Here is an 8,886-nt window from a genome sequence, read left to right as displayed (position 1 = left end):
CTTATTTTTTGCGATTTATTTGCCGGAACAGGAAGTGTTGGTAGAAATTTTAAACCATTGGTAAAGCAAGTAATTGCCAATGATGTTGAGTTTTATAGTTATGTGTTAAACAGAAATTATATTGGAAATATATCAGAATTAACCATTGAAAATAAATTTACTTATTTAAATAATTTAGAAGGGAAAGAAGGATTTATATTTCAAAACTATTGCGAAAACGGATTGCAAAACAGATTGTATTTTTCTGCGGAAAATGGAAAAAAAATTGATGCTATTCGAAAGCAAATTGAACATTGGAAAAACAAAAAGGAAGTTTCTGAAGATGAATATTATTTTTTATTAGCATCGCTTTTAGAAAGTGCCGATAAAGTAGCAAATACAGCTTCGGTTTACGGAGCTTATTTAAAAAAGTTAAAAAAATCAGCTCAAAAAACTTTGTTACTAGAACCGGCAAATTTTAATTTAAGCAACAATGTTCAGCTGGTATATAATGAAGATAGCAATGAACTTATAAAAAAAATAAAAGGAGATATTTTGTATTTAGATCCGCCCTACAACGCGCGGCAATATGGTTCAAACTATCATTTATTAAATACTATTGCAAAGTATGATGAGTTTCAACCAAAAGGGAAAACTGGTTTAAGAAATTACTACAGATCGTCTTATTGTAAAAAAAATGAAGTCAAAAAATCTTTCGAAGAGTTAATTAAAAATGCTAACTTTACATTTATATTTTTAAGTTATAATAACGAAGGTTTAATGACTGAGGATGAGGTGAGTACAATTTTAAAAAAGTATGGTAAGTATAGTTTAAAAACCACCAATTATCAACGATTTAAAGCCGATAAAACTGAAAATAGAAATCATAAAGCAACTGAAACAGTTGAATATTTACACATTTTAGAAAAAATAGTATGAGTGCACAACAATACAATAAACTTTTTGACGAAGTAATTAAAAAATACCACGTTATTGATGACGTGGATCAACCATTTGAAAATCCGTATGACAAAAATTCTTTTGAACATTTACTATACAGAAAAAACTGGATAGATACTGTTCAATGGCATTACGAAGATATTATTCGTTTACCAGATATTAATCCGGTTGATGCTATTGTTTTAAAGCGTAAAATTGATGCTTCAAACCAAGATAGGACTGATATGGTAGAATATATAGATAGCTATTTTCTGCAAAAATTTAAGGATGTAGAGGTTAAAGAAGGCGCAAAAATAAATTCTGAAACGCCTGCGTGGGCAATTGACAGATTATCTATTTTAGCATTAAAAATTTATCATATGAGAGAAGAAGCAACCAGAGAAAGTGCTTCTGAAGAACATAGAGCAAAATGTCAAGAAAAATTAAACGTGTTGTTAGAACAACGTGTTGATTTATCTACGGCAATTGATGATTTATTAAATGATTTTGCTACTGGTGAAAAGTTTATGAAAGTTTATAAACAAATGAAAATGTATAACGATGAGGATACAAACCCAATGTTATATACTAAAAAATAATAACTGTTAAGGTTACAAAAAAGGTGTTTATTCGTCATAGAATAAACACCTTTTTTATGAAAAATACTTTCTTAATTTTAGTAACGGCACTATTGCTTGTTTCGTGTGCTTCAAAATCTTCTTTTAATTCTTTTTATGTAGCACATAAAGATGAATGTGATTTACATATTAGTACTCCAGCTTTTTTTGCCAATTTGTTTATACCAAAAGAAGATATAAAAGAATATGAACAGTTGTTTAAAAGGGTAAAACATTATAAAGTAATGATTTTTAATGAGGATAAAACATCTTTAGATAAACAGTTTGATAAATTTATAAAACAAAAAAAGTACGCTTCAATTTTAAAAGTAAAAAGCAACGGAGACCAAGTTCAGTTGTATTTTTTAGAGCGTAAAAGCACTATTAAAGAAATTGTGTTAAAAATTAAAAGCGATGAAGATTTATTAGTATTGGGTTTAAAAACCAATATTTTGGAAAAAGATTTTGTTAAATTTTTAGATGATTCTGATATTAAGTTAACAGGATTATAGCAAAACAAAAAAGCCATTTAGAATATTCTAAATGGCTTTTTTTATTGTATTTTATTGGGTTATTTTTTACTAAAAGTATAAGTAATACCAAAGTTAATACCGAAAGAAGAGTAAGGAACTCTTTCAGATAATTTTTTAGAACCATCAGTATTTGAATTTGATAATTCATCTACATATGTAGATTCTTTATAATAACCAGCTGGTAAATTATCTAAAGTATATAATCCAGCAACGGCAACTGTACCATCTGCTAAAACTACATCAGTATTAAACTCAACTATTTCAGAATCTTTACGTTTTACACTTACACCCATATATTCAAGTTCTGTAAAGAAAGAAATTTTGTCGTTTATAGGAAATTTATAACCCATAGCGGCAACAATTCCTAGTGGTAAGTGACCGTGATAATCTTCTGTATAAGTTGTATGCGTATATGCACCAGTTGGTAATGATAAAGCTTGGGAAATTGTAATACCATTTGCAGCATCATACATATAATTAATATCGTCTACTACAGCTTCAGTTTTTCCACCAACTTTTAATAAAGCACCAATTCTTCCATAAAATTTATCATTAAATTTATACGTTAATTGTGGTAATACTCCAAAAGCTCTACCTCTTGCAACTGCATCGGTAATTCTGTAGTTAGGAATATTAACTTCACTTTTAATTTGGTCGTCACCATGTAAATATCCAATACCTAATTCAACACCAAAAGTTTCGTTTAAAGTGTAACCAACACGTAATTGGCCATTAAGACCTTCGCCATAACTTCCATAAGTGTTTTCTGTTTTGTCTGAAGTAACTTTAGTACCCATTAAAACTCCAGCACTAGGAATTGCGTAACCGCCACTAGCACTTACATAAAATTGCGCACTTGCACTTGTTGCTATAATTAAGGCAACAAATAAAAATAATTGTTTTTTCATAATTAGTTTAATTGTTTAGTAAGTATGCAATATAGTTTTTATAAAAAAATAATCAAATAATAATTGTTACATTAAAAATAATTATGATATTATTTGTAAATCAATTGTAAAATTATTGGAAATTAAACGTTATTTAGAAATTGGAATAATTTTTTTTGAATTTCCAATTAAAACTTCGGTTTCATTGATAATAATAGGTCGCTTTAGAAAGGTATATTCATCTAAAATTAATTGTCTGAAATCGTTTTCGTGCAACTTTTGGTTTTTTAAATCCATTTGTTTGTATTTTTTAGCCATTTTGCTAAATAAAACCTCATAACTTTTTGTGTATGAATACAATTCGTCTAATTGTTTAACCGTAATTGGCTCTGTTTTAATTTCTTGTAAAATGTATGCCGAAGTGTCCATTTCTTTTAAAATCTTTCTACACTTATCACAAGTTTTTAGGTAATAAATTTTTTTCATATGATTTAAATTGAAATGTAAATTTAATGGCTTTATTTTAAACTTAAAAATTATTAAAATGGAATGTAAATTCTTAAAAATTGAATACCTTTTACCTAATGTTCAATAAAAGAATTTGAAATTTTTAATATAAAAGGTGGTAAAAGAGGTAATTCCCATTGGGATTTCTTCAAGATTTAAAAACTTGGGTAAAAGTTAATTTAGGTAGTAAACATAACCAACGTGTAACCAAACTAGCCAGTCGTTATATTTATTGGCTTCATCTTGTTTAGCGTTTAAACCATCTACATAATTAGAGAAAAAATATTGCCAACGAGATTCAATTAAAATATCTGAATATTCACCAAATTTATGTCTTGTTCCAATTCCAAAAGTTGCAGAACCTGTAATTTTTGGATCTACGTTAATTGCTCCTGGAACTCTCCATTTTTCATAAATAACAGAAATATCTTGTTCCCAATCTCCTAAATCTGATCTTAAACTTGGGTTATAAAAATCAACCATAAAACCAGCACTTAAATAAGGTGACCATTTTAAATCTGGAATTCTTCTTGATCCAAAATCTACAATATCTACAATATGAAATTCTAATTGGGCTCCTAAATTTACCAAATAAGTAGTTCCGTGCATTGCTCTTAACTTATCTGCTTCTAAAGATGTTTGATTTTCATCTACATATTTTCCAAAATGATCTAATTTGGCAGACATATAAGATAATTCTCCTCTTAATCTAAAATGTTCGGCAAAATAGCTTGTTCTTTGGTTCCATCTATATCTGTAATCTGTAAAATTTAAATAGTAAATTGCTCCAATACCAACGCCAACGTTTCCTCCAACATTTGCTGAAAAATTATTTCTAGCGCCATAATCTGTAGTAAATGATGCTGCACCTGAAATAAAACCTATTTCATGGCTATTGTAATCTTGGCCATAAAAGTTTTGGGCCAACACAAAAATAAAAAACAGGATTAATATTTTTTTTATCTCTTTCAATTTGAGGTTTTAAGTACCAAATGTAATAAATTTGATTAAATTGATATTATAATTAACAGAAAAAAGGTTATTTTAGTGTAATTGGTTGATTTATATCCCAATTTGCCCGAACTTCTATGGGTTTTGTAAAGTATTGAACTTCTTCTGGTTGAATTTTATTTAAAAAACTTCCCGTGTCCCAAATTCCATTATTATTATCATCTACTATTACTTTTACCAAGTAATTTGTTGGAGGTAATAATTTAAAATTAACTGGTTGTGGTTTTTCTATCTTTACAAATCTAATTAGCTCCTCTTTTTCATTTAATAGTTGTACAATTAATGGTTTATTTTTAGTGCTTTGAATAGTTAAAGTTAAATCGCCATAATCTTCCTTTAATTTGGTTTTTATTTTGTACAAAAGACTATCATTTGCTGTTGTATAAATATCTGTAATTGCTTTTGGTAACAGTTGAATGTTATAATCTTGGCCTTGTTCCTTTTCAAAATTTAAATACAATTTATTTTTTGAATTGGTTAATATAGGTTTAAACAAAACCTCGGTAGAATCTTTTTTGGTGATTTTTATTAAAGAAGCATCAAAATTTATAATTGGTGTATTTGTAGCAACAAAAAAGGTATCAATTAAATGAAGAATATTTCCTGTTGCACCTGGAGAAACTTTTAAAGTATCAATTTTAGAGCTTCTTAATTTTAAAGTAAAATTTTCGGAATACTCATTTTTTGAAACTTTAAAAGATATCGAATCGGCTTCAATTGTTGAATAAAAATAGTTAATAGTGTCTTTATTGGTTTCATAAATTAATTGCGATTTAAAATCAGGAGGAGTTTCCGATAACATTTCAATTACAATATTATCTGCATTTCCTTCGTAACCAAAAATAGCGTGTCCTTTAGCAGCTTCTTTTGGTTTAATTACTTTTAATTTTGGTACTTCTTTAAAAATAGTAAAGTCATAAGTTTTGTCTGTTGGAAGTGTAATAGTATCGCTTATAAACCCAATCTTATCAACTTCCGGATTGTAAATTTTATTGCTATTAGCGTCTTGCAAAGCAATTAACAAGTATTTTCCTTCGCGGATATTTGTTATTTCAAACATGGTAGAGTCTAAAGTGTTGGCAAGGTACCTTGGTTTTTTCTTATAAATAATAGAATCTTTAAAAGTATCATTATATTCATATAGCATTACATCTATATTAGAAATTGATTTTTTTTCTAAAGGATTGGTAACTTTTCCTGTTATTTTTAAAGAATCTATATAATTTCCTGTTGAAAAAACATATTTAAAATTCCCAAATTTATTTCCTTCATTATTATCTACTATACTATTACCAAAATTAAATGAGTAAGTAGTGTTTTTATCTAAAGTGTCTAAAATTTTTATAGTAATAAACTTGCTTGCTGTACCAGAAGGTGTAATTACCGGATCAAGTTTTAGTGGAGGTGATATTACCAAATTTTTTGTAACGTTGTTTATTTTAATGTACTCATCAAAAACAAGTTTAATTTTACTTTCTTTAAATTGTATGCTTTCCATAGCCGGAGATGCATAAATTAAAACTGGAGGGATGGAATCTTTTGGACCACCAGTTGGTGTTCCGCGTTTAGCACATCCAAAAAATGAAATATATACTATAAAAACTAGTAGGAGCTTTAAAAATAGAGCCTTCATGTATTTTTTTTAAGTGCAAAATAACAATTAATTTATTAAACAATCACAAATAATGGGCACTATTGCATTTTTTATAAGTTTATTTAGTGTATGCCATACATGCAATACTTATTTTAATATTTTTACATGTATTTAAAGCTAAATAACAGGCTTCAAGTGTGGCTCCAGTAGTTATAATATCGTCAATTAAAAGAATGTGTTTGTTAGCTAATTCGAATTCATTTTCAGTATAAAAGAGTTCTTCAACATTTCTCCATCTATCTAATCGTATTAATTTTGTTTGTGAATTTTTAGCAGTTTTCTTTTTAAGAATATGTTCATAAAAAGGTATATTTAATACAGTAGATAAGCTTTGTCCAAAGGTAGTAACTTGGTTATATCCTCGTTTTTTTTGTTTTTTTAAGTTTAAAGGAACTGGAATTATACAATCTATATCTTTAAACCTATTGCTAGCTAACATTTCTTCGGCTAACCAATTTCCTATAAAACTACCTACTTGCTGTTGCCCTTTGTATTTTAATTGATGTATGAGTTGCTGAATTTTTCCTTTTTTTAAAAAATAAAATAAAGCTGTTCCGGTTTGTATTGGAATTCTTCCGTAAAAAGTTTTTTCAACCAAATTAGGTGTTTCAGAACAAAAGTTTGTTAGAGGTAAATCATTCCTGCAAAAAACACAAATATCTTGTTCGTTTTTGGTTAGATAATTTTTACAGCACAAACAAATATCTGGGTAAAAAATATACAGAATATCTTTTAAAAAATTCATAGCTAGATTTTTCATAAAATTATTAAATCTTTAGGTAAAAACAAATTATGAATGATTTATATACTAGGTTAAAAAAAATGTTGTACATTTAATATGTCTTAATCAAAAGGTCTACCTCAAAATTTTTTTATGTTTATATACTTTAATAGAGTAGTTTTGCGTTATAGAAAAAATAAATTTTAAATAAAATGGAAGAATCTAAAAAATCGAATAGTAAGTTTTTAATAATTGCGTTAGCTGCGTTGTTAGTTGGTATATCAATTTATACTTTTTACAATAATAGCGAGCACAAAAAACTTACTGATGCTATAGAAGTGGAAAAGAATGAAATAGCTGTGAACTTAGATAGTATGATTGCCAAATACGAAACAGCAATTGCGAAGAATACATCTATGTCTAATGAGTTATCATTGGAAAGAGATAAAATAATTATGTTGAGAGATTCTGTGAAAAAAATGAAAGTGGTTAACTATGAAGTTTTAAGAAAATTAAGAAGTCAACTATTTAAATTAGAGGAAGCCAACAAAGATCTTTTTAAGAAAAACGAAAAATTAACTGGTGAAAACAGAAGATTATCGAGTAATTTAGATAGTGTAAATGTTGTAATTACAAAACAAATTGCAAGAAATGATACTTTAACAACTGTTAACAAAGGCTTGGCCGAAAAAGTAGTAATTGGTTCTATTTTAAAAGTAAATTCAGCTAAAATTTTAGCTATGAGAGAGCGTTCTGGAGGTAAATTAGTGGAAACATCTAGATCTAGAAATACAGATGCTTTTAGAATTAACTTTACAATTGCTAAAAATGAAATTTCAGACCAAGGTGAACGTAGCGTTTATATGCAAATAGTTGATTTAAAAGGTAATACAATTGCTAAAAAAGGGAAATTAACCTTGTTTGATAATACAACTATTGATTATAGCGATAAAACAACAATTAATTATGTAAACGAGCCAATTGATATTATTTCATTGGTTGAAGTAAATAGAGATAACATAGTTGATGGTGTTTATACAGTAAATATTTTTATTGAAAATAAATTTGCAGGAGCATCCCAAATCACTTTAAAGTAAAAAAGGTAACTCCGAATTAATATTGTTTAATGTTAAATGGTGGAAATAGTTTAGGCTATTTCCACTTTTTTATTTTTTTGTACTAAAACCTTTATTATTTTTGCACAATGGCAAATCAAGAAGATCAATTTAAAAAAGTAGTTTCACACGCAAAGGAATACGGTTTTGTATTTCAATCTAGTGAAATATACGATGGTTTAAGCGCAGTATACGACTATGCTCAAAACGGAGTAGAATTAAAGAAAAACATTAGAGATTACTGGTGGAAAGCAATGGTGCAAATGCACGAGAATATTGTAGGTTTAGATGCTGCAATTTTTATGCATCCAACCACCTGGAAAGCTTCAGGTCACGTAGATGCTTTTAATGATCCTTTAATAGATAATAAAGATTCTAAAAAAAGATATAGAGCCGATGTACTTATTGAAGATTACGTTGGTAAATTAGATGCTAAAATTGAAAAGGAAGTAGAAAAAGCTTCAAAACGTTTTGGAGGTGCTTTTGATAAAGAGCAATTTTTAGCAACTAATCCTAGAGTTATAGGTTATAAAGAACAAGGCGATGCAATTTTAAAGCGCATGGGTCAATCTTTAGAAAAAGAAGATTTGGTTGATGTAAAAGCGTTAATTGAAGAATTGGAAATTGCCTGTCCACTATCTGGTTCAAGAAATTGGACAGAAGTAAAGCAATTTAACCTAATGTTTGGTACCAAATTGGGCGCTTCTGCAGATACAGCAATGGATTTATACTTACGTCCTGAAACTGCACAAGGTATTTTTGTAAACTTTTTAAATGTACAGAAATCTGGAAGAATGAAAATTCCTTTTGGAATTGCACAAACAGGTAAAGCTTTTAGAAATGAAATTGTTGCGCGTCAGTTTATTTTCCGTATGCGTGAATTTGAACAAATGGAAATGCAATTTTTTGTACGTCCTGGCACT

10 protein-coding genes are annotated in these 8,886 nt (G+C 28.0%); 5 read left to right on the top strand and 5 right to left on the bottom strand.

The annotated features are described in order from the left end of the window. The 3 genes from ABY298_RS13010 to ABY298_RS13000 form a co-directional block, all read left to right on the top strand. Window positions 1–918: DNA adenine methylase (locus ABY298_RS13010; protein WP_372746493.1), on the top strand; the 918-nt coding region annotated here is incomplete at its 5' end. Then, window positions 915–1,517: a DUF4254 domain-containing protein gene (locus ABY298_RS13005; protein ID WP_372746492.1), complete on the top strand. Its 603-nt coding sequence runs from the start codon at window positions 915–917 to the stop codon at window positions 1,515–1,517. The genes ABY298_RS13010 and ABY298_RS13005, both read left to right, overlap by 4 nt. A 56-nt stretch (window positions 1,518–1,573) precedes the next feature. Next, a complete protein-coding gene (locus ABY298_RS13000; protein ID WP_372746491.1) occupies window positions 1,574–2,047 on the top strand; it encodes a DUF4252 domain-containing protein in 474 nt (157 codons plus the stop codon). Window positions 2,048–2,106: 59 nt separating this feature from the next. Here the strand turns inward: ABY298_RS13000 and ABY298_RS12995 are convergent, their stop codons facing one another. From ABY298_RS12995 to ABY298_RS12975, 5 genes are all read right to left on the bottom strand, one after another. Further along, the gene (locus ABY298_RS12995; RefSeq protein WP_372746490.1) at window positions 2,107–2,976 is read right to left on the bottom strand and encodes a hypothetical protein; all 870 of its coding nucleotides are present in this window, start codon (window positions 2,974–2,976) and stop codon (window positions 2,107–2,109) included. A gap of 129 nt (window positions 2,977–3,105) precedes the next feature. Continuing rightward, the gene (locus tag ABY298_RS12990) at window positions 3,106–3,441 is read right to left on the bottom strand and encodes an arsenate reductase family protein (protein WP_372746489.1); all 336 of its coding nucleotides are present in this window, start codon (window positions 3,439–3,441) and stop codon (window positions 3,106–3,108) included. Between the two features lie 195 nt (window positions 3,442–3,636). Beyond that, window positions 3,637–4,434, bottom strand: coding sequence for a glutamate dehydrogenase (locus ABY298_RS12985; protein ID WP_372746488.1), 798 nt, complete (start codon window positions 4,432–4,434; stop codon window positions 3,637–3,639). Between the two features lie 67 nt (window positions 4,435–4,501). After that, window positions 4,502–6,106, bottom strand: a complete 1,605-nt coding sequence (locus ABY298_RS12980) for an Ig-like domain-containing protein (protein ID WP_372746487.1) — start codon at window positions 6,104–6,106, stop codon at window positions 4,502–4,504. A gap of 79 nt (window positions 6,107–6,185) precedes the next feature. Continuing rightward, window positions 6,186–6,872 (bottom strand): ComF family protein, encoded by a 687-nt coding sequence (locus ABY298_RS12975; RefSeq protein WP_372746486.1) that lies wholly within the window; start codon window positions 6,870–6,872, stop codon window positions 6,186–6,188. A 188-nt stretch (window positions 6,873–7,060) separates the two neighbouring features. Here ABY298_RS12975 and ABY298_RS12970 point away from each other — a divergent pair, with 188 nt between their 5' ends. Together ABY298_RS12970 and ABY298_RS12965 are read left to right on the top strand one after the other, a co-directional pair. Then, complete coding sequence (locus ABY298_RS12970) at window positions 7,061–7,945, top strand: hypothetical protein (protein ID WP_372746485.1); 885 nt, start codon at window positions 7,061–7,063, stop codon at window positions 7,943–7,945. Between the two features lie 107 nt (window positions 7,946–8,052). Continuing rightward, the coding region (locus tag ABY298_RS12965) for a glycine--tRNA ligase (protein WP_372746484.1) at window positions 8,053–8,886 on the top strand (834 nt) is incomplete at its 3' end.

The organism is Lutibacter sp. (assembly GCF_041596795.1).
Lineage (GTDB): Bacteria > Bacteroidota > Bacteroidia > Flavobacteriales > Flavobacteriaceae > Lutibacter.
This window is presented reverse-complemented; position numbering and strand designations above follow the sequence as displayed.

What these genes read in the sequence shown, in the direction of transcription:
- ABY298_RS13005 (WP_372746492.1), top strand. Translation starts at nt 915, where the DNA reads ATGAGTGCACAACAATACAATAAACTTTTTGACGAAGTAATTAAAAAA.
- ABY298_RS13000 (WP_372746491.1), top strand. Translation starts at nt 1,574, where the DNA reads ATGAAAAATACTTTCTTAATTTTAGTAACGGCACTATTGCTTGTTTCG.
- ABY298_RS12995 (WP_372746490.1), bottom strand. Translation starts at nt 2,976, where the DNA reads ATGAAAAAACAATTATTTTTATTTGTTGCCTTAATTATAGCAACAAGT.
- ABY298_RS12990 (WP_372746489.1), bottom strand. Translation starts at nt 3,441, where the DNA reads ATGAAAAAAATTTATTACCTAAAAACTTGTGATAAGTGTAGAAAGATT.
- ABY298_RS12980 (WP_372746487.1), bottom strand. Translation starts at nt 6,106, where the DNA reads ATGAAGGCTCTATTTTTAAAGCTCCTACTAGTTTTTATAGTATATATT.
- ABY298_RS12975 (WP_372746486.1), bottom strand. Translation starts at nt 6,872, where the DNA reads ATGAATTTTTTAAAAGATATTCTGTATATTTTTTACCCAGATATTTGT.
- ABY298_RS12970 (WP_372746485.1), top strand. Translation starts at nt 7,061, where the DNA reads ATGGAAGAATCTAAAAAATCGAATAGTAAGTTTTTAATAATTGCGTTA.